The sequence below is a fragment of the Advenella sp. FME57 genome, from assembly GCF_014897675.1.
Classification (GTDB): Bacteria; Pseudomonadota; Gammaproteobacteria; order Burkholderiales; family Burkholderiaceae_B; genus Advenella.
Map to the genome: position 1 here is coordinate 198,769 of NZ_JABUXU010000002.1, position 17,925 is coordinate 216,693.

Below are 17,925 nucleotides of genomic sequence, written 5' to 3' on the forward strand. Positions count from 1 at the left end.
TGCGCCAGAGGCTGGTTTTTCAGTTCTGGCGCAGGGCGACTGCCAAATGGTGGGCGCCAGGGCGCACAAAAAACAGGTATGCATCCGGTTCCGTCATAGACGGGAGTGCGTCATATCCTGGTTCAAAACCTCTGTTTATCAGGGGTTTTCTCTATTTTAAGGTCGGCAAGCTATGAATATCAAAACCCTTATCGCGGCAGGCGTACTGGCCGTTAGCGCGTTTGGCGCACCTGCCTTTGCTCAGGAAGTGCTCAAAGTGGGCGTCGAAGCCCTGTATCCGCCATTTGAAAGCAAAACGCCCGACGGCAAGCTGGTTGGTTTTGACGTCGAGCTCAATGATGCGGTCTGTGCCCAGCTGCAGGCCAAGTGCGAATGGGTCGAGACCAGCTTTGACGGGCTGATCCCAGCACTGAATGCACGTAAATTTCATTACATCAACTCGGCGATGAATATTACCGAGCCGCGCCAGAAGGTCATAGACTTCACGGTGCCCATCTACGATGTTCCAAGCCAGCTGATTGCCAGAAAAGGATCGGGCTTGCAGGCCACGCCGGAAAGTCTGAAATCCACCGTTGTAGGGGTATTGCAGGGATCGGCGCAGGAAGCCTTCGTCAAAAAACACTGGGCATCCAAGGGTGTAAAAATCGTCTCATACGCCTCACAGGATCAGATTTATCAGGATCTGCAAAGCAATCGTATCCAGGCGGCTGTGCAGAAAACGCCAAGCGCGGTGAGTGCCTTTCTGGAAAAGCCCGCAGGCAAGGACTACGAGATCACGGGCGCACCGCTTGACGATAGCTCGGTATTGGGTGTTGGTACCGGTTTCGGTATACGCAAGGGCGACGATGAACTTAAAAAGCGTCTTGATGGCGCGATTGATGCCCTCAAGAAAGATGGTACGATAAGCAAACTTACCCAAAAATATTTCAACGCCGACTGGGTCGCCAAATAGGTCGAGAGCGCAGCAAGCGCAACCGGCCCGGGCGGCCGGTTTTTTTCATTCCGTTTATCAGGTAACGATCATGCAGATCCGTTCGAAGCTACCCGCCGTGGGCACCACTGTTTTCAGCGTCATCGGTGATCTTGCCGAGCGTCATCAGGCTATCAATCTGGCGCAGGGAGCGCCTAACTTCCCGTGTGCGCCCGAACTGATCGATCATGCGATCGACGCCATGTCCGAAGGGCACAATCAATATTCTCCCATGATTGGCATTGAGCCATTGCGCAGCAAGATTGCTGAAAAAATCCAGCTGCTGTATGGCCACAGTTATGATGAGCTCAACGAAGTCACGGTCATGGGCAGCGCCAGTGAAGCGCTTTATTGCGCCATTGCGGCGTTGATCCATCCGGGCGATGAGGTGATTTATTTCGAGCCGTGTTTTGACAGCTACGCGCCGATCGTCAAATTGCAAGGGGCCGTGCCGGTAGGCATCAAGCTGCTGCCGCCCGGCTACGGTATAGACTGGGACGCAGTGCGCGACGCCGTCAATGACCGCACGCGCATGATTATCATCAATTCACCCCATAATCCCAGCGGCGCCGTGCTGTCTGACGCCGATATCGCCGCGCTGCAGGATATCGTGGCAGACACCAATATCATCATTCTGTCCGATGAAGTCTACGAACATGTGGTCTTCGATCAGGACATTCACCGCAGCATGTCCCGTTACGACGGGCTGCGCGAGCGTGCTGTGGTTGTGACTTCCTTTGGCAAGACGTTTCATGTGACAGGGTGGCGTATCGGCTATTGCGTCGCACCCGCGGCAATCACGGCTGAAATACGCAAGATTCATCAATTTCTCATGTATTGCGCTGATACGCCCATGCAGTATGCGCTGGCGGCCATGATGGAGACGCCCAATCATTACCTGAACCTGTCCACCATCTATCAGGAAAAGCGCGATTTGCTGGCCCACGCACTCAAAGATTCGAAATTCGAACTTCTGCCGAGCAAGGGCAGTTTTTTCATGCTTGCTCGCTTCCATCACTTCAGTTATTTGTCCGACGTACAACTGGTACGCAAGCTGATCGAAGAATTCGGCGTGGCAACCATTCCCGTATCGGCGTTTTATTCCGATGGAACCGATCTGGGCGTCATCCGCCTGTCGTTTTCAAAGGATGACGCCACTCTGGAAGAGGGTGCAAAACGTCTTTGCAAATTATGATATTCATCAGTTATCTCGTTCAAGGAAACATTATGAAAAATTTCAAGAAACTGACCATCAGTACGGTTCTGGCAGCCTGCGGCGTGCTGGGCGTGTCGGCCACTGCCGCAGCCCAGGACAACTGGCCCGCCAAGCCCATTACGTTTATCGTTCCCTACGCAGCAGGCGGCTTTGCCGATACCCGCATGCGCCTGCTGGCCGAAGAACTGAGCAAAGAGCTCAAGGCCAACGTTGTGGTGGAGAACAAGGCCGGGGCTGGCGGCGTGATTGGCACAGACTATGTCGCTCGCGCCAAACCCGACGGTTATACAATCGGCAGTGGCAATCTGGCGCCGCTGTCGGTCAACCCTACGCTGATGCCAAAGAACGTGAAATATGACGTGGCCAAAGACCTGGCGCCGGTGATTCTTATCGAAGAAAGCCCGCTGATCCTGAGTGTCAACAATAAACTGAACGTCAAAACCGTTGCCGATCTGATTGCGCTGGCAAAAAAAGAGCCCGGCAAACTAACCTTCGGTTCGTCCGGTGTCGGTGGTGCCCACCACCTGTCGGGTGAACTCTTTGCCTCCGACGCACAAGTGGAGCTGACTCACGTTCCATACAAGGGTGGCGCTCCTGCAGGCAGCGACCTGATGGCGGGTCACATCGATATGATGTTTGAAATGGGTTACGCAGCCATGCCGGCCATCCAGTCCAAAAAAGTGCATCCACTGGCCGTTACCAGCGCCAAGCGCCTGCCTTTGCTGCCCGATGTGCCTACCATGCAGGAAGCCGGCCTCAAGGGCTTTGAATCATACAACTGGCAGGGCGTGATTGCGCCTGCAGGCACCCCCGAACCGATTATCAGTAAACTGAATACGGCGTTCAACAATATTCTGAAAAAGCCCGAGGTGCAAAAAGCCTTCGAAAGCACGGGCGGCCAGTCTGCCGGCGGTTCACCTGACGATTTCGCCAAGTTCATCCAGAGCGAAACGGCCAAATGGGCCCAGGTTATCAAAACCTCGAATGTCTCGGTAAATTAAACGGCAACATCGTTATGTGCCTTATCGGGCGGGCGCCTGTCCGGCGCGGCTATGAGGGCTCCATTGTCGAGAAATCGGACAAGGATGCGTTCTTTACTCGTCCGCAAAGTGACCGGGCCCGCGATTTTCTGCAAAAAATACTGGTGTAAATGCGGCGATGTGCAGGTTCAGGTGATCTGCATATCGCACGCTCAAATTGTGTTTCAGTACGCCGGCTGCAATGTGGGATTTTGCGCCGATGCTTCGACCATTTCTCCCAGCATCTGGGCGGTGATGGCAGACAATGTCCATCCCAGGTGCCCGTGTCCGGTGTTATAGAAGACGCCGGGTTTGCGCCCACGGCAAACGCGCGGCATCATATCGGGCATCATCGGGCGCAGGCCGCACCATGGCACCACGCGTCGGGTGGATATCTCGGGAAACAGGCGGCGGGTCCAGTCGATAAGGGGTTGTACCCGGTCTGCGCGGATGTCCTTGTTAAAGCCATTGAATTCGGCCGTACCCGCCACCCGAAAGCGATCACCCAGAAAGCTGGTAACGATTTTGGCGTCTTCATCCAGCAGGCTGACCCGAGGCGTTGCGGCCAGGCTGGCCGCGTCGTCCAGATGGACGCTGATGGAATAGCCTTTTACCGGATAGACATTCATCGTGTCGCCCAGCATGCGGGCGATGGCCCGGCTGCCGGTGCCGGCGCAAACAACAATATTCTCAGCTTCAAGATAGGCCGACTGGACATCGTCGTAGCGCTGATGGAAAATTTGATGATGGTTCCGATCGCTGGTAATGCGAGTGACCGACGTATCCATGACAAAACGCACGCCCAGCTTGCGGCATGCTGCGGCCAGCCCGATGGTGAACTTGTGAATGTCGCCGGTGGCGTCCGATGGGGTATACAAGCCCGCGAAGAAGTCCCCGGTCAGTGTCGGTTCAATGGATCGCGCTTCATCCGGCGTGACCGCATAGCGTTCCAGGCCGCCTTCCTGCAGTAGTGCATTGGTTTTTAAGGCCTTGTCAAAGCTGTCCTTGTCATAATAGAAGTGCAGTATGCCCCGGCGCTCCAGATCAAAATCGATGTTCTCCTGTTCTGCCATGGCGTACAAATGACGGCGCGCTTCAATGGCCAGTCTGGTCGTTTCGATAGTATTGGTCTTGTGGTTGGGGATATTGCGTACGAATGCGGCGAGCCAGCTGTATTTATGCCAACTGAAGGCCGGATTGAGCAGCAGGGGCGCGTTGCGTTTGCCGATCCAGCGCAGTCCTTTCATGATGGTGGCGGTGCTGTTCCACACTTCGGCGTTGCTTGCCGAAAGCTGGCCGCCGTTGGCAAACGACGTTTCCATGGCGGCGTCCCGGTTTTTGTCCAGGACAGTGACCGAATAGCCGAGTTTGGCCAGGGTATAAGCGGTGGTGATGCCGGTAATGCCGGCGCCGATGATGGCGACACGTGACATAAACGTCTCCGATAGCGGTGATGCAAATCACACGATCTGCATACCCCATCTGTCACGGTACCTGAGAGTTTCACCGGCTTGTTGCATGAAGCCGGTTCCCCTTCGGTGGGCGCATGCGCCTCTCTCCAGAGTGTCGCGTTATTTGCAGTCCTTTTGCCTGAGAGTTTCCGGGGTGGTTGCTCCGTCGGCGTCAGCAGGGCTGAACTCTCCTGCAAACACGTATGTCGACAACGCATATGATAGTCGCCTGCTGTAAGACAACAAGCTAGGGTTTACCCTAGTCTGGTAAATAAGAGGATGCTGGAAACGCCGGTCAGCTGCAAACGCAATGGGTCATGCCGCCGTTTGTCCACGGCCTTTGAAATCAAAAAACCGGTTACCCCGCTGTGGGGTGAACCGGGTTGCTGTGGCGACGGCGGTATGATCGCGGTTCTATTGCACTGTAATTTTATTTTCCTTGATGATTTTTTCGTACAGTGCAGAATCCCGTTTAATGAGTTCGCTCAGTTCAGCCGCAGAGCCGCCGATGGGCACAAAACCAGCCGTCCTGAACTTGTTCTTCACATCCGGTTCTTTGACGATTTCGGCAAGTTCCGATGAGACGCGGTCCACGATTTCCTGCGGCGTTCCTTTCGGGGCCATGAGCGAAGTCCACGAGTTCATCACAAAGCCCTTGAAGCCGGCTTCTTCCATGGTGGGGATGTCATCTTCACCTTCCCAGCGTTTGGCCGACGTAATTGCCAGCGCATTGAGCTTGTCTTCCTTGACGTAACTCATAGGCACCAGGATTGGATCAAAGACCATGGAAACCCGGCCACTGAGCAAATCTGCAAGAATGGGCGCGCTGCCCTTATAGGGAACGTGTGTCATTTCAAGCCCGGCTTCATCGGCAAAGTGGGCGCCGGTCAGGTGGGCGCTCGAACCTGTGCCGCTGGATGCGTAGGTCAGATGGTTCTTCTTGCCGTATTCCACCAGTTCTTTCATGTTCTTGGCAGGCACCTGCTTGCTGACAAAAAGAAATAGAGGTAGGTCGGCAATATGCGATACCGGAACGAAATCCTCGTTGCTATAGTTCAGCTTGTATAAATGCGGATTGGCGGAATAGGCGGCCAGGACAGTGACAAACGTATACCCGTCCGGCTTGGAGCGCGCGGCCTGGCTGGTTCCGATCGTACTGTTTGCGCCGGGTTTGTTTTCAATCACGATTGGTTGCTTGAGCCTTTCCGACAGCTTCTGCATGACAACGCGGGTTACGGTGTCAGTCGCGCCGCCCGGCGTGTAGGGAACGATAACCTTGATGGGTTTGTCGGGCCACGCCGCCTGAGCCGCCATGGGCAGAATCAGGGCAGCAAGAGCGGTGTACGCGAGAACAGATGTCCCTTTTATTTTCATTTGAATCAATCCTTATGAGATTTGGATAACCAATAAAGGATAACAAACATTGGTCAAGAATAAGCGTTCTCCTGATGAAATAAAAAAGGAAATCCGATCGCCTCCCAAAAAATGACAAAAGCCCGCAGGACTAGACTGGACGGGCTTTTGCACAGCGGAACAATACCCAGATGCAAGGGGCAATCTCCCCAATTTTGGGGTTCTGCTTGATGGAATGGCTGCCTGATGCAGACGGCGCTGCAGTACAGAAAAACGTGGTTTAGGCAAAGACGCGGAAGCGGTCCTTGTCGTCCATGTATTCTTTTTCACCAGCCGGGTTGATGATGCTGCCAAAAGGCATCTGGGCACGCAACTTCCAGCTGGCTGGAATATCCCATTCTGCCTGGACTTTATCGTCGATCAGCGGATTGTAGTGTTGTAGCGAGGCACCAATGCCGTGTTCAGCCAGCGCAGTCCAGACTGCCAGTTGCGCCATGCCGGTTGAGTGCTCGGACCAGATGGGGAAGTTCTCGGCGTAGGGAGCGAATTTTTCCTGCAGATCGGTTACTACGTCCTGATCTTCGTAGAACAGCACGGTGCCGTAGGCAGCCTGAAAGCCGCTGAGTTTTGCATCGGTGGCCGGGTAAGCGTCAGCCGGTACGATGGCTTTGAGCGTTTCCTTGGCAATTTCCCAGACACGGTCCTGGTGTTTACCCAACAGGATGACAGCGCGTGAAGACTGGGAATTGAAGGAAGAGGGCGCCTGCTTGATCGTGTTTTGAATCAGCCTGACCAGTTCGTCATTGCTGAGTTTGACATCGCGATCCAGCGCGTAGATGGTACGGCGGTTTTTCAGGTGCTGCAGAACATTTGCGGACATGATGGTAAAACCCTTTAAAAATAGTTTCAATGATCGTTGTTTGTTTTCAGATACCGCAATTGCTTGCGGTTCTTGCATAGTCAACATTATGCTGCAATGCAGGGTGAGTTTGTTTCATCTGTTTTGTAGAGTATGTTCAAAATATTTGAACGATGGGTGCGACCAGAACAAGGGCTTGGACCGCCAAGGGGTGTTAACAGGGGATATTGAGAAGGGACAGTGAAAAGCGTGCTCTGGCAGGCAGGGCCCTGCGGAAGGGGCAGCAACGAAATGTGAGGCGCCAGACGTCACCCGTGCGGGTGGGATCAGCTATAAAGGGTAAATTGGTCAATCGTATTGCGGTGCGGGCAAAGCGCTACGCTTTTGGCCGACCCATTGCGGCGGTCTGCAGCGGTTGCGGTTTCCCCTGATTGTGATCAACAAGCGCGCTCAATGCGCACAATTGGGTGAGGCGCTGTCCGGTACTGGTTCAGGCGTGTACCGGACAACGCTCGCCTCTGTCTTTGCGCGCTTACTTTTTCTCGAACCCCAAGGACTCGAGCACCTTGCCTTCGTCTGTTGTGGTTTTTTTCGCAAACTCGGTGTATTGCTGGGTGCTCATGTAGAGCGGTTCCATATCGTATTTTTCCAGCGCTTCGCGAAAGTTGGGTTTTTCCATGGCCAGCTTGAGCGCGTCATGAAGCTTTTTCACGATGTCCGGATCGGTGTCCTTGGGAACGGCCAGTCCGAAAGGAGAAAGCTGAACACGGTTAATGCCCGATTCCTTGAGGGTGGGCGCGTCAGGAAATTTTTTGCTGCGTTTTTCACCCCAGGTAGACAACAGGCGCAGCTTGCCGTTCTCTACATAAGGCGCCCATGCCGGGGTATCTGCCACTGACATGACAAACCCGCCAATAATGGCCTTGAGCGACTCCGCGTTGCCTTTATAGGGGACATGCACCAGTTTGATGTCGGCGTCCTGGGCAATGGCCTCCATGGTGATATGCAGGGTCGTCATAATGCCCGGCGAACCATAGGTGAGTTTTTCCGGATTTTCTCTGGCGTACTCGATATATTCTTTCATCGACTTGATCGGTGAATCGGCCGGCACCACCAGTCCGAAAGAATAACCTGCAAGGCCGATGACATAGGTCAGATCGGTGGCCGGGTTCCAGTCAATCTTGCTGATGTAGGGCAGGCGGAACACCGGTGTTGGCGTTTGGGCAAGGGTGTAGCCGTCCGGCTTCTTATTGTGCAGCTGCATGGCCGGCAGAACACCGCCGGCACCCGGCTTGTTTTCGACGATCACCGGTTGCTTGAGAATACCCGTCAGGTTTTCTGCCAGCACCCGGAATGGAATGTCGGTTGAGCCGCCGGCCGTATAGCCAATCACGATTGTGATTGGCTTGTTAGGAAAGTTCTTGGCTGCCTCGGACATTGCCTGGGCTGACTGCATACCGCCTGCCATGAGCATAGCAATGGCGGCGGTATAAATGGACTTGCCTGGTTTTATCACACTTGTCTCCTGTTTTTTAGTAATGCGGATAATTGCAGATGGCGCGTCTGGATGTCTGATCTGATTAGTGCAGGATCTTACAAGTCAGATATTACCGTCTTTAATCAGATCCTTCGCAATAATGATTTGCTGAATTTGTGATGTGCCTTCGTATAGACGGAACAGGCGTACATCACGATAGAAACGTTCGATCGCGTATTCGGAAATATAACCGGATCCGCCATGAATCTGCACCGCCCTGTCGGCAACACGGCAGCACATTTCGGTAGCAAAATATTTTACGCAGGAGGCCAGCGCCGACACGCTTTCGCCGCTGTCGCGCCGGCGTGTTGCATCGAGCAACATGCATTCGGCCGCGTAAATATCCGTTTTGCTATCTGCAAGCATACCCTGAATCAATTGAAAATCAACTAGAGGATGCCCGAATTGCTTGCGGTCCTTGGCAAACGCCAGCGCATCGGCCAGCATGCGTTTGGCCGCGCCGATAGCGACGCCGGAAATATGCAGGCGGCCTTTGTCCAGTACTTTCATGGCAGTCTTAAAGCCCACGCCTTCCTTGCCGCCGATCAACTGGCTTGCCGGTATGCGGCAGTTATCAAAAATGACATCGCTCGTGTGTGCGCCTTTCTGGCCCATTTTTTTGTCGCGTTTGCCCAGTGTGAGTCCTGGGGTGCCGGCCTCGACAATGAACGCTGAAATACCCGAAGCACCTTTGATGTCGGGATTGCTGCGCGCCATGACGGTAAAAATGCCGGCATGAGGCGCGTTGGTAATGAAGCGTTTGGTGCCATTGATGATGTAATGGTCGCCATCGCGTACGGCTGTTGTACGCAGGGACCCGGCATCGGAACCGGCTTCCGGTTCGGTCAGGGCAAACGAGCCGATCAGATCGCCGCTGGCCAGGCGTGGCAGATATTTTTCTTTCTGTTCCGTGGTGCCGTCGATCACGATGCCCGACGAACCGATGCCGTTGTTGGTGCCGATGTAGGAACGAAACGCCGGGGAGGTGCGACCCAGTTCCATCGCAATGCGGGCTTCCTCTTCCATGGTCAGGCCCAGGCCGCCATATTCTTCAGGCAAGGCCAGACCAAACAGACCCAGCTCTTTCATCTGGTCCCGGATTTGCTGGGGAATTTCGTCGGTCTCGGCAACTTCGTTTTCGGCGGGAACGAGGACTTCGCTAACGAAGCGGCGAACGCCTTCTTCAAGAAGGGTCTGGGTTTCCTGATCACGTATCATGACTGTGATTAATCCTTATAAAAAATGAGTGCGTTATTTTGCCAGAAACCGGCTGAATGCCGTCTTTGCTTCGGGCGATGCCAGGCATTGCACAAAACGTTCTCTTTCAGCATCCAGCGTTGCGGCCACGTCTTGGGCCGCAGCGCGCTGCATCAGCGCTTTGGTGCTGGTCAGGGCAAGTCGGGACTGGCTGGCCATTTCGCGGGCCAGTTCCTGGGCGGTACTTTCGGCCTGGCCGGCAATGACCACGCGATTGATAAGGCCTGCCTGTTGGGCTTCTTCAGCCGTAAAGGGTGTGCCACGGTACAGCCATTCATTGGCCTTTCGAATCCCGACGTAACGGGCAAGCAGCAGGCTGGACGCGCCTTCAGGGCACAGGCCCAGCGGCACGAAGGGAATGCGGAACTGTGTACCGGTGCCGGCAACAACAAAATCACAATGCAGCAACATCGTGACGCCAATGCCAATGGCGCCGCCTTCGACGGCGGCGATGATGGGAATGTTGACCTTGCTGATGGTTTTGAGAAATGTCAGGCCTGGGCTGGCGCCTTCGGGCGCATTAACAAAGTCGCGCAGATCGTTGCCCGCTGTGAAATAGCCGCCCGCACCGGTCAGTACAATGGCATGCAGGTCTTCTCTTGCGGTGGCCTGCGCCAGCGCCGCCGTGAGCGCAGCATAGGTAGCGCTATCCAGTGCGTTTTTCTGTGCCGGTCTGTTGATGGTGAGCGTCAGAACCCGCTCGCTGACATTGACCAGGATCGTGGGCGTGGTCGCTGTATCGTTCATTAGGCGTTCTCGCTGGCAAGGCGCTGGCGCGCGGTCTGGTATTCCTGTTGCATGCGCTGGGCGATCGCGGCAACCGGCTCTACTGAGTCGATAGTGCCGACGCCCTGGCCGGCACCCCAGACATCTTTCCACGCCTTGACGCGGGTTGAACCAAAGTTGGTTGATGATTTTTCCTGTTCTTGCAGGTTGTCCGGATCCAGGCCTGATGCCGTAATGCTCGGCGCCAGGTAATTACCGGGTATACCCGTGAAAAACGGCGTGTACAGAATGTCTTTGGCTGCTGCGTCGACGATCATTTGTTTGTAGCGTGGGTCGGCGTTCGCTTCCTGGCTGGCTATAAAGCGCGTGCCGATATACGCAAAATCGGCTCCCATCGCCTGGGCTGCCAGGATGGCATCGCCGTTGGTGATCGAGCCGGAAAGAATAATCGGGCCATCATAGAATTTACGTACTTCCGACACCAGTGCGAACGGACTCAGCGTGCCTGCATGACCGCCTGCGCCGGCGGCAACAAGAATCAGCCCGTCCACGCCGGCTTCCAGTGCCTTCTCGGCATGGCGGATGGTTGTGACATCATGAAAGACCAGGCCGCCCCAGCCATGAACCGCAGAAGCGACGTCCGACGGGGCGCGCAGGCTGGTGATGATGACGGGAACCTTGTATTTCTCGCAGGCCTGCATGTCGTGATCAAGCCTGTCGTTCGACGTATGGATAATCTGGTTGACGGCGAAGGGGGCTATTTTCTGCGCCGGATGCCGGCTGCGTTCATCATCCAGTGTGCTGGTGATCCGGGCCAGCCAGTCATCAAGCAGCGACGCCGGACGGGCATTGAGGGCCGGGAACGATCCGATCAGTCCGCTTTTGCATTGCTCGATGACCATATCCGGATTGGACACGATAAACATGGGCGAGCAGATTACGGGAAGCGACATTTGAGCGCGCAATTTTTGTACGACAGGATGAACCATAAACAACCTCAGTCAGATAAATATCATATGCAATATTGGCAGCGGACGGATGCATGATGCATGCCGCAGACGAAAGATGCCGACGGGGCAGGTCGGCGCAGCCATCGGATAGCACGTCGCGGTATCAGGGTCGCCTGCATAAATTCGAAACAAAATTCTGCAATGCGGTACATGCTTTACTCTTGAGCGCTAGCCGTCAGCACTTTATCATAGACTACTCTGGACGCGCGGGCAATGGAATTTTCTTTTTAAACATAGTATAAAACGGGTATTATTATACTATTGAGCAAATGCGGAAGGCATGACGCGCCACGCAATGCGATTCTGTACTATATTCTGCACATTGGAATTGTTCCTGCGAATTTATTTATGACATCTGATATTCGGAAAACCCTTAACAAACCCCCTTTGGCCAGAGAGTATGAGGACGACCGCCATTTCATCACGGCGATCGCCCGCGGCCTTGATGTGCTGGCCTGCTTTCGCTCCGGCAACAAAGTGCTGGGCAATCAGGAAATTGCACAGCGTTGCAAGCTGCCCAAGTCAACGGTGTCGCGCATTACCTATACGCTGACCAGGCTGGGTTACCTGACGCATGACGAGGAAAGCAGTAAATACCAACTGGGTATGGCGACACTCTCGCTGGGCGTGGGCTTGCTGGCCAAGCTCGATATCCGCCAGGTTGCCCGGCCGCTGATGCAGGCGCTGGCTGACGAGACTCAGGGCATGGTAACGCTGGGAACGCGCGATCGATTGTCGATGTTGTATCTGGAAAACTGCCGCAGCCGGTCGGCGCTGACACTCAGCATGGACGTGGGCGCCCGTATTCCGATCGTATCCACGGCCATGGGCAGGGCTTATCTGGCGGAAATCCCGCTGCAGGAGCGCGAAGAGATATTCGGCCGGGTACGCGAACTTGATGAGCTGGCTAGTGATGCGTTAATGAGCGGTATCGCTTCGTCGCTGGCCGATTACGAGCGGCTGGGATGCACCTGCTCATTTGGCGATTGGCAAAAGGATGTGAACGCCATCGCGGTCGGCTTGAATCTGGGGCGGCAGTTTCCGATTATGTCGATCAGTTGCGGGGGCCCGTCCTTCAATTTATCCGAGCAATATCTGCTTGAAGAGGCGCGACCCAAATTGCTGGAAGTGGTCAGCAAACTCAAGGAGACGGTGGGTCAGCCAGCCTGATCCGCACAATACCCAGGCGTGTTGGTGAGCCCGTCGGGCAACTGCCGGCAGGCTTGCCGGCCGGCAGTTCGTGCTGGCTATTTCTTGTCGATCATGGAAAACAGGGCGGTGGCAAAGGCCACTTTTTTGTCACCCACGCGCATATCGCAGTTGGCGAAAACCACCCGCTTCCCCTTGCGTTGAATATCCACTGTCGCTTCCAGCCAGTCGCCTTCGCGCACAGGCGACATGAATTCACAAGTCAGCGACATGGTGACGAAAGCCACCGGCTCATCATGAGCGTTAAGAATGGCATCGCCAAAGGCATTGTCAGCAACGGTCATGATAAGACCGCCGTGGGCGACACCCACCTTGTTCAGATGCGTTGCCTCTACCCGCAGGCCAATGCCCACATGGCGGTCGTCCACTATTTTTTCATAAAAAGGTCCGGTCAGATCCGAAAAGGAACTGAAGCGGTTCAGCAGGCGGTAGTGTTCTGGAATAGTCTGGTCAATCATGATACGGGTGTTTCCTCAAGCGGGGTCCTGGTTTTTCTGTGGCGTTAGCAAACTATCACTATATCGCTGCAAATGAAAGTCTGCATCGCCATACTGACTATTTAGTACAGTGACCCGTTTGAAGTAATGAGGTACGACCAGCTCGTCGGTGACGCCCATGCCGCCGTGCAGTTGCACGGCCTCTTCGCCGACATGGCGCGACAGTTTTGCCAGCAGCACCCTTGCCGCTGCGCCTTTGATGATGCGATCCTGCGGATCATCGCCAGCCTGGCTGATGGCTGCCAGCAGCGCCATGGAAGTAGCCTGTTCTGCTGCGATGGCCATATCGGCCATGCGGTGCTGCAAGGCTTGAAAGGTGCCAATGGCCACGCCAAACTGCTTTCTGGTTTTCAAATACTCCAGGGTCGCGTCGTTCAGGGCCTGGATCAGGCCGGCCGCCTCGGCCGCCAGTGCGGCATTGGTGGCAGCCAGCGCCTGCATGATGGCGGGGTAGGCCGTGTCTGCGTCGCCAATCAGCGCCTCTGGCGGCAGCTCGGCATTTTCTATCACCAGATCGGCAGCCAGATGGCCGTCATGCAGCCGGTATGACTTGGCCGTAATGCCAGGATGGTCTGCTTTGACCAGGAAGACAGACAGGCCGTTGCTGTCATTTTCCTGTCCGGCAGTCCTGGCTGTGATCAGCCAGTGGTCGCACACCGGCGCGTCAACCACGATGGCCTTGTGGCCGTTCAGGATCCAGTTGCCCGCCTTGTTGACGGCCTGGGTATGGATACGCGATTCCTGATAGCGCGATTGGGCATCGTAGTGGGCAAAGGCGAAACGGGCCGAGCCATCTGCGATCGCGGCAATCAGCACGCTGCGCTGCTGCGCTGTGGCGTGCTGCTGCAAAAACGTACCTGACAGTACCACGGTGCTGATGTAAGGTTCAAGAATAAGTCCTTTGGCCAGTGAGCGCATGACCAGATAGGTATCCAACGGGGTGCCTTGCAGGCCGCCGTCTTCTTCGGCAAAGGGCAGGGCAAGAATGCCCAGTTCTGCAAAGGTTGCCCAGGTGTCCTGGCTCATATGCTGGTTGGCGGCAAGATTTTTCCGGCGCTGTTCAAAGGCATAGTCTTTGTCGACAAAGCGGGTAAGCGTATCTTGCAGGGCAAGTTGTTCTTCGGTAAAGGTAAAGTCCATGTGGATGACTCCGTAGCGTATTATGTTCTGTATCGGGAAGGGATGGCGGGCCGTTTACAGCCCCAGAATCATCCTGCAGATAATGCTTTTCTGCACTTCATTGGATCCGCCGTAGATGGTGGTTTTGCGATAATTGAAATATTGCGCCGTCATATGTTCCTGGGCCTGAGGAAAGGCGGCAGACAATTCATGTACCTGATCGTCCGGCAGGATATGGGCCGCCGCATACGGGCCGGCGACCTGCGAGGCCAGTGCTGTGATCGCCTGCTGAATCTCCGAGCCTTTCACTTTCAGGATGGAGGCTTCGGGCCCTGGGGCGTGGCTGCTGCCTTCCTGAGAAATCAGTTTCAAATTGGTGATTTCAAGTGCCATCAGATCCAGCTCGACCTGCGCCAGGCGATCGCGAAATCGCGCATCCTGCAACAGCGGCAGGCCGTCATTGCCGGTTTGCCGGGCGGCGGCCGTCTTGACCAGCTGCAGTGCCGCCTTGGAACGGCCCACGCGGGCGATGTTGGTTCGTTCGTGGCCAAGCAGGAATTTGGCGTAAGTCCAGCCTTTGTTTTCTTCGCCGATCAGGTTGGCGGCGGGAACGCGAACATTCTCCAGCCAGACTTCATTGACCTCATGGCCATCGTCCAGCATGATAATGGGCCGCACGGTAATACCCGGCGTTTTCATATCGATAAGCAGGAATGAAATGCCTTCCTGCTTGCGCACTTGCGGATTGGTGCGCACCAGGCAAAAAATCCAGTCTGCGTGCTGGGCCAGCGTGGTCCATGTTTTCTGGCCGTTGACGATATAGTCTTCGCCATCGCGCACGGCCGTCGTTTTCAGCGACGCCAGGTCCGAGCCGGCCCCGGGTTCCGAGTACCCCTGGCACCACCAGTCCTGGCCGGACAGAATGCGGGGCAGGAAACGCTCCTGCTGTTCTTTGCTGCCGTACTTTTGAATAACCGGCGCGACCATTTTCAGGCCAAAAGGCAATTGTTCGGGTGCACCGAAAGCAGCACATTCTTCTTCGAAGATATGGCGCTGCACCGCATCCCAGCCGGTGCCGCCAAATTCCACTGCCCAGGACGGCGCTCCCCAGCCTTGTTCAAACAGGTTGCGTTGCCATTGCTCGCGTTCGGCTTTTGACAGCGGCAGGCATTGTTGTGTCTTGTCGCGGACCGTAGCTGGTACCGCTTCTTTCAGGAAAACGCGAACCGATTCGCGAAAGGCCAGTTGTTCAGGAGTGTAGCGGATATCCATGGACGGAATTCCTTTTCAGGTTGTTGAGCGGCAGAAGCGAAACCGTCATTGTCGCAGCTCGGTGTCTGCGTAGCCCGGTTTCTTTTATGATTCTGCATAGTGGAATATATAATTGATTTATGGAATTGATTATAGCGAGCAATGCGTTAAATGAAAAGACAGGCCGATAGAAAAAGCAGAAATGCTTGCAGCCGACAATTCGCTTTACACCCAATACTGCCACGGAGTATTATCAAAGAATTCTCGGGGCACATTAGTTCTGCTATGCGAAACAAATGGCGTAGTAACGACGTGCCATGTATTTAATCGAGCCAGACAAGGAGACATCGCCATGGATCACGCTTTTTACGAAGAAAAGGACGGAATCGCCGTCATTACATTCAATAACCCGCCGGTCAACGGCCTGGGTCATGGGTTGCGCAAAGCCATTGTAGAGGGCGTCGATCGCGCCAACAGCAATAGAGCAATCCGGGCGATCGTGCTGGGCGGGTCCGAGCGGGCTTTTTCCGGCGGTGCGGATGTGACAGAATTTGGTACGCCCAAGGCGCTGCAGGCGCCCACCTTGCGCACGGTCATAGAAGTATTGGAGCAATCGGCCAAGCCGGTAGTGGCTGCCATCAATGGCGTATGTCTTGGCGGCGGGCTGGAGCTTGCGCTTGGCGCGCACTATCGCGTTGCTGCTGCAGCGGCCAGGGTCGGTTTACCTGAAGTCAAGCTTGGCATTCTGCCTGGAGCGGGCGGCACCCAACGGCTGCCACGGGTAGTAGGACTGGAAAAGGCGCTGAACATGATTGTCTCCGGCCAGATCGTCAAAGCCGCTGCGCTTGCCGATACCGCGCTGTTTGATAAAGTTGTTGACGGTGAGCCGCAAGCGGCGGCCATTGAGTTTGCCAAAGGCCTGGCCAGTGATGCACCGCTCAAGCGGATTCGCGATCTGGCAGTTGGCGATGCCGATGCCGACGCCTTGTTGCTCAACGCCCGCAACGCGGTCAAGGCAGGCTCTGCGCACTTTCCTGCGCCCGCTGCCTGCGTCGAGGCAGTAGCGGCCAGCACGCACATGGCCTTTGATGATGGGCTGGCATTTGAACGCCAGCACTTTACCCAACTGCTGGCCTCGCCCGAATCACTGGCGCTTCGTCATGTGTTTGCGGCTGAACGCGCAGCGACAAAAATTCCCGATGTGCCGGCCGATACCCCATTGCGTCCGATTGGCCTGGTCGGCGTGATTGGCGCTGGCACCATGGGTGGCGGCATCAGTATGAATTATCTGAATGCCGGCATCCCGGTGATCCTGCTTGAGCAAAAGGAAGAAGCGCTGCAGCGTGGGGTTGCCACCATTCGCAAGAACTATGAAAACACCATGAAAAAAGGGCGGATTACGGCCGAGCAGGTTGAAGAACGCATGAACCTGCTCAGCACGACCCTGTCCTATGACGCATTGAGCGAAGTTGACCTGGTTATTGAAGCCGTCTTTGAAGATATGGGGGTCAAGGAAGTCGTATTCCGTGAACTTGATCGTGTCGTCAAACCAGGTGCAATTCTGGCCTCCAATACCTCAACCCTGGACGTCGACCAGATCGCTTCTTTTACCAAACGCCCGCAAGATGTGATCGGGCTGCATTTTTTCAGCCCGGCCAATGTTATGAAACTGCTGGAAATCGTGCGCGGTGAAAAAACGGCCAAAGATGTGCTGGCTACATGTATTGACATGGGCAAGAAAATCGGCAAGAAACCGGTGGTCTCGGGCGTGTGCGATGGGTTTATCGGCAACCGCATGCTGTATGCCTACCGCGATGCGGCAGATGAAGTGATGCTGCAGGGTGCCGCACCCTCGCAGATCGACCGCGCGCTGGAAAAATTCGGTTTTGCAATGGGCCCGTATCGCGTGGGTGACCTGGCCGGTCTGGACATTGGCTGGGCGATCCGCAAGCGCAAGAAGGAGGCCGATCCGAAAGCCTATGAAGAGGTTGTGGCCGACCGCCTGTGCGAGGCCGGACGTTTTGGTCAGAAAACTGGGGCGGGCTGGTATCGTTATGTTGCGGGCGATCGCAAGCCGCAGGTTGACCCAGAGGTCGAAAAACTGATCGAAACCTTCCGCCAGGAAAAGGGCGTTGCGCCGCGCAAAATCAGCGACCAGGAAATTGTGGAGCGTTGCGTTTACGCGCTGGCCAATGAAGGGGCGAAGATTCTTGAAGAAGGCATTGCCCTGCGCGCCTCGGATATCGACATTGTTTACCTGAATGGTTATGGCTTCCCGTTACATCGCGGCGGACCTATGCACTATGCGCAACAGGCCGGCCTGTTCAATGTCGTGCGGGCACTGAGGCAATTTGGCGCTGGTTCGGCCCGGCCCGGGGCATGGCAAGCGGCGGTCTTGCTGGAAAAGCATGCGCAAAGTGGTGAAGCGCTGAAGTAGAAAGTGCATTGGCA

The 17,925-nt window shown here is 55.4% G+C and carries 16 protein-coding genes and 1 riboswitch; of the genes, 6 read left to right on the plus strand and 10 right to left on the minus strand.

Annotated elements, in window-relative coordinates:
- Positions 1–172 precede the first annotated feature (172 nt).
- From INT32_RS03910 to INT32_RS03925, 4 genes are all read left to right on the plus strand, one after another.
- Positions 173–952, plus strand: coding sequence for a transporter substrate-binding domain-containing protein (locus INT32_RS03910; protein WP_193087416.1), 780 nt, complete (start codon positions 173–175; stop codon positions 950–952).
- Between the two features lie 70 nt (positions 953–1,022).
- On the plus strand, positions 1,023–2,165 hold the full coding sequence (locus INT32_RS03915) for a methionine aminotransferase (RefSeq protein ID WP_193087417.1): 1,143 nt from the start codon (positions 1,023–1,025) through the stop codon (positions 2,163–2,165).
- Positions 2,166–2,197: 32 nt separating this feature from the next.
- Positions 2,198–3,187, plus strand: coding sequence for a tripartite tricarboxylate transporter substrate binding protein (locus tag INT32_RS03920; protein WP_193087418.1), 990 nt, complete (start codon positions 2,198–2,200; stop codon positions 3,185–3,187).
- Positions 3,188–3,201: 14 nt separating this feature from the next.
- Positions 3,202–3,336, plus strand: coding sequence for a hypothetical protein (locus tag INT32_RS03925; protein WP_304518985.1), 135 nt, complete (start codon positions 3,202–3,204; stop codon positions 3,334–3,336).
- 54 nt (positions 3,337–3,390) lie between these two features.
- Here INT32_RS03925 and INT32_RS03930 read toward each other — a convergent pair whose 3' ends face one another.
- The 7 genes from INT32_RS03930 to INT32_RS03960 form a co-directional block, all read right to left on the minus strand.
- Complete coding sequence (locus tag INT32_RS03930; protein ID WP_193087419.1) at positions 3,391–4,638, minus strand: D-amino acid dehydrogenase; 1,248 nt, start codon at positions 4,636–4,638, stop codon at positions 3,391–3,393.
- 135 nt (positions 4,639–4,773) lie between these two features.
- A riboswitch (glycine riboswitch) is annotated at positions 4,774–4,860 on the minus strand.
- A 210-nt stretch (positions 4,861–5,070) separates the two neighbouring features.
- Entirely contained in the window at positions 5,071–6,030 is a 960-nt protein-coding gene (locus INT32_RS03935) for a tripartite tricarboxylate transporter substrate binding protein (RefSeq protein WP_193087420.1), read from the minus strand.
- Positions 6,031–6,289: 259 nt separating this feature from the next.
- On the minus strand, positions 6,290–6,889 hold the full coding sequence (locus tag INT32_RS03940; RefSeq protein WP_193087421.1) for a nitroreductase family protein: 600 nt from the start codon (positions 6,887–6,889) through the stop codon (positions 6,290–6,292).
- A 511-nt stretch (positions 6,890–7,400) separates the two neighbouring features.
- Positions 7,401–8,342, minus strand: a complete 942-nt coding sequence (locus INT32_RS03945) for a tripartite tricarboxylate transporter substrate binding protein (RefSeq protein WP_193087561.1) — start codon at positions 8,340–8,342, stop codon at positions 7,401–7,403.
- 126 nt (positions 8,343–8,468) lie between these two features.
- Entirely contained in the window at positions 8,469–9,623 is a 1,155-nt protein-coding gene (locus tag INT32_RS03950) for an acyl-CoA dehydrogenase family protein (RefSeq protein ID WP_193087422.1), read from the minus strand.
- A 33-nt stretch (positions 9,624–9,656) separates the two neighbouring features.
- On the minus strand, positions 9,657–10,409 hold the full coding sequence (locus INT32_RS03955) for an enoyl-CoA hydratase-related protein (RefSeq protein ID WP_193087423.1): 753 nt from the start codon (positions 10,407–10,409) through the stop codon (positions 9,657–9,659).
- Positions 10,409–11,377, minus strand: a complete 969-nt coding sequence (locus tag INT32_RS03960; protein ID WP_193087424.1) for a nitronate monooxygenase family protein — start codon at positions 11,375–11,377, stop codon at positions 10,409–10,411. The genes INT32_RS03955 and INT32_RS03960 overlap by 1 nt, the downstream gene beginning before the upstream one ends.
- A 369-nt stretch (positions 11,378–11,746) precedes the next feature.
- Here INT32_RS03960 and INT32_RS03965 point away from each other — a divergent pair, with 369 nt between their 5' ends.
- Complete coding sequence (locus tag INT32_RS03965; RefSeq protein WP_193087425.1) at positions 11,747–12,568, plus strand: IclR family transcriptional regulator; 822 nt, start codon at positions 11,747–11,749, stop codon at positions 12,566–12,568.
- A 77-nt stretch (positions 12,569–12,645) separates the two neighbouring features.
- Here INT32_RS03965 and INT32_RS03970 read toward each other — a convergent pair whose 3' ends face one another.
- The 3 genes from INT32_RS03970 to INT32_RS03980 are packed head-to-tail and all read right to left on the minus strand — an operon-like array spanning position 12,646 to position 15,495.
- Positions 12,646–13,065, minus strand: a complete 420-nt coding sequence (locus INT32_RS03970) for a PaaI family thioesterase (RefSeq protein ID WP_193087426.1) — start codon at positions 13,063–13,065, stop codon at positions 12,646–12,648.
- 15 nt (positions 13,066–13,080) lie between these two features.
- Positions 13,081–14,244 (minus strand): acyl-CoA dehydrogenase family protein, encoded by a 1,164-nt coding sequence (locus tag INT32_RS03975; protein ID WP_193087427.1) that lies wholly within the window; start codon positions 14,242–14,244, stop codon positions 13,081–13,083.
- Positions 14,245–14,298: 54 nt separating this feature from the next.
- The gene (locus INT32_RS03980) at positions 14,299–15,495 is read right to left on the minus strand and encodes an acyl-CoA dehydrogenase family protein (protein ID WP_193087428.1); all 1,197 of its coding nucleotides are present in this window, start codon (positions 15,493–15,495) and stop codon (positions 14,299–14,301) included.
- A gap of 331 nt (positions 15,496–15,826) precedes the next feature.
- On the opposite strand from INT32_RS03980, the gene INT32_RS03985 reads away from it, so the two are divergent.
- Positions 15,827–17,911, plus strand: a complete 2,085-nt coding sequence (locus tag INT32_RS03985) for a 3-hydroxyacyl-CoA dehydrogenase NAD-binding domain-containing protein (RefSeq protein WP_193087429.1) — start codon at positions 15,827–15,829, stop codon at positions 17,909–17,911.
- Positions 17,912–17,925 lie beyond the last annotated feature (14 nt).

Excerpts from the sequence above, each read along its gene's own strand:
- INT32_RS03950 (WP_193087422.1), bottom strand. The coding sequence starts at position 9,623 with ATGATACGTGATCAGGAAACCCAGACCCTTCTTGAAGAAGGCGTTCGC.
- INT32_RS03970 (WP_193087426.1), bottom strand. The coding sequence starts at position 13,065 with ATGATTGACCAGACTATTCCAGAACACTACCGCCTGCTGAACCGCTTC.
- INT32_RS03940 (WP_193087421.1), bottom strand. The coding sequence starts at position 6,889 with ATGTCCGCAAATGTTCTGCAGCACCTGAAAAACCGCCGTACCATCTAC.
- INT32_RS03925 (WP_304518985.1), top strand. The coding sequence starts at position 3,202 with ATGTGCCTTATCGGGCGGGCGCCTGTCCGGCGCGGCTATGAGGGCTCC.
- INT32_RS03985 (WP_193087429.1), top strand. The coding sequence starts at position 15,827 with ATGGATCACGCTTTTTACGAAGAAAAGGACGGAATCGCCGTCATTACA.
- INT32_RS03915 (WP_193087417.1), top strand. The coding sequence starts at position 1,023 with ATGCAGATCCGTTCGAAGCTACCCGCCGTGGGCACCACTGTTTTCAGC.
- INT32_RS03960 (WP_193087424.1), bottom strand. The coding sequence starts at position 11,377 with ATGGTTCATCCTGTCGTACAAAAATTGCGCGCTCAAATGTCGCTTCCC.
- INT32_RS03965 (WP_193087425.1), top strand. The coding sequence starts at position 11,747 with ATGACATCTGATATTCGGAAAACCCTTAACAAACCCCCTTTGGCCAGA.
- INT32_RS03930 (WP_193087419.1), bottom strand. The coding sequence starts at position 4,638 with ATGTCACGTGTCGCCATCATCGGCGCCGGCATTACCGGCATCACCACC.
- INT32_RS03910 (WP_193087416.1), top strand. The coding sequence starts at position 173 with ATGAATATCAAAACCCTTATCGCGGCAGGCGTACTGGCCGTTAGCGCG.
- INT32_RS03945 (WP_193087561.1), bottom strand. The coding sequence starts at position 8,342 with ATGCTCATGGCAGGCGGTATGCAGTCAGCCCAGGCAATGTCCGAGGCA.
- INT32_RS03920 (WP_193087418.1), top strand. The coding sequence starts at position 2,198 with ATGAAAAATTTCAAGAAACTGACCATCAGTACGGTTCTGGCAGCCTGC.
- INT32_RS03975 (WP_193087427.1), bottom strand. The coding sequence starts at position 14,244 with ATGGACTTTACCTTTACCGAAGAACAACTTGCCCTGCAAGATACGCTT.
- INT32_RS03935 (WP_193087420.1), bottom strand. The coding sequence starts at position 6,030 with ATGAAAATAAAAGGGACATCTGTTCTCGCGTACACCGCTCTTGCTGCC.
- INT32_RS03955 (WP_193087423.1), bottom strand. The coding sequence starts at position 10,409 with ATGAACGATACAGCGACCACGCCCACGATCCTGGTCAATGTCAGCGAG.
- INT32_RS03980 (WP_193087428.1), bottom strand. The coding sequence starts at position 15,495 with ATGGATATCCGCTACACTCCTGAACAACTGGCCTTTCGCGAATCGGTT.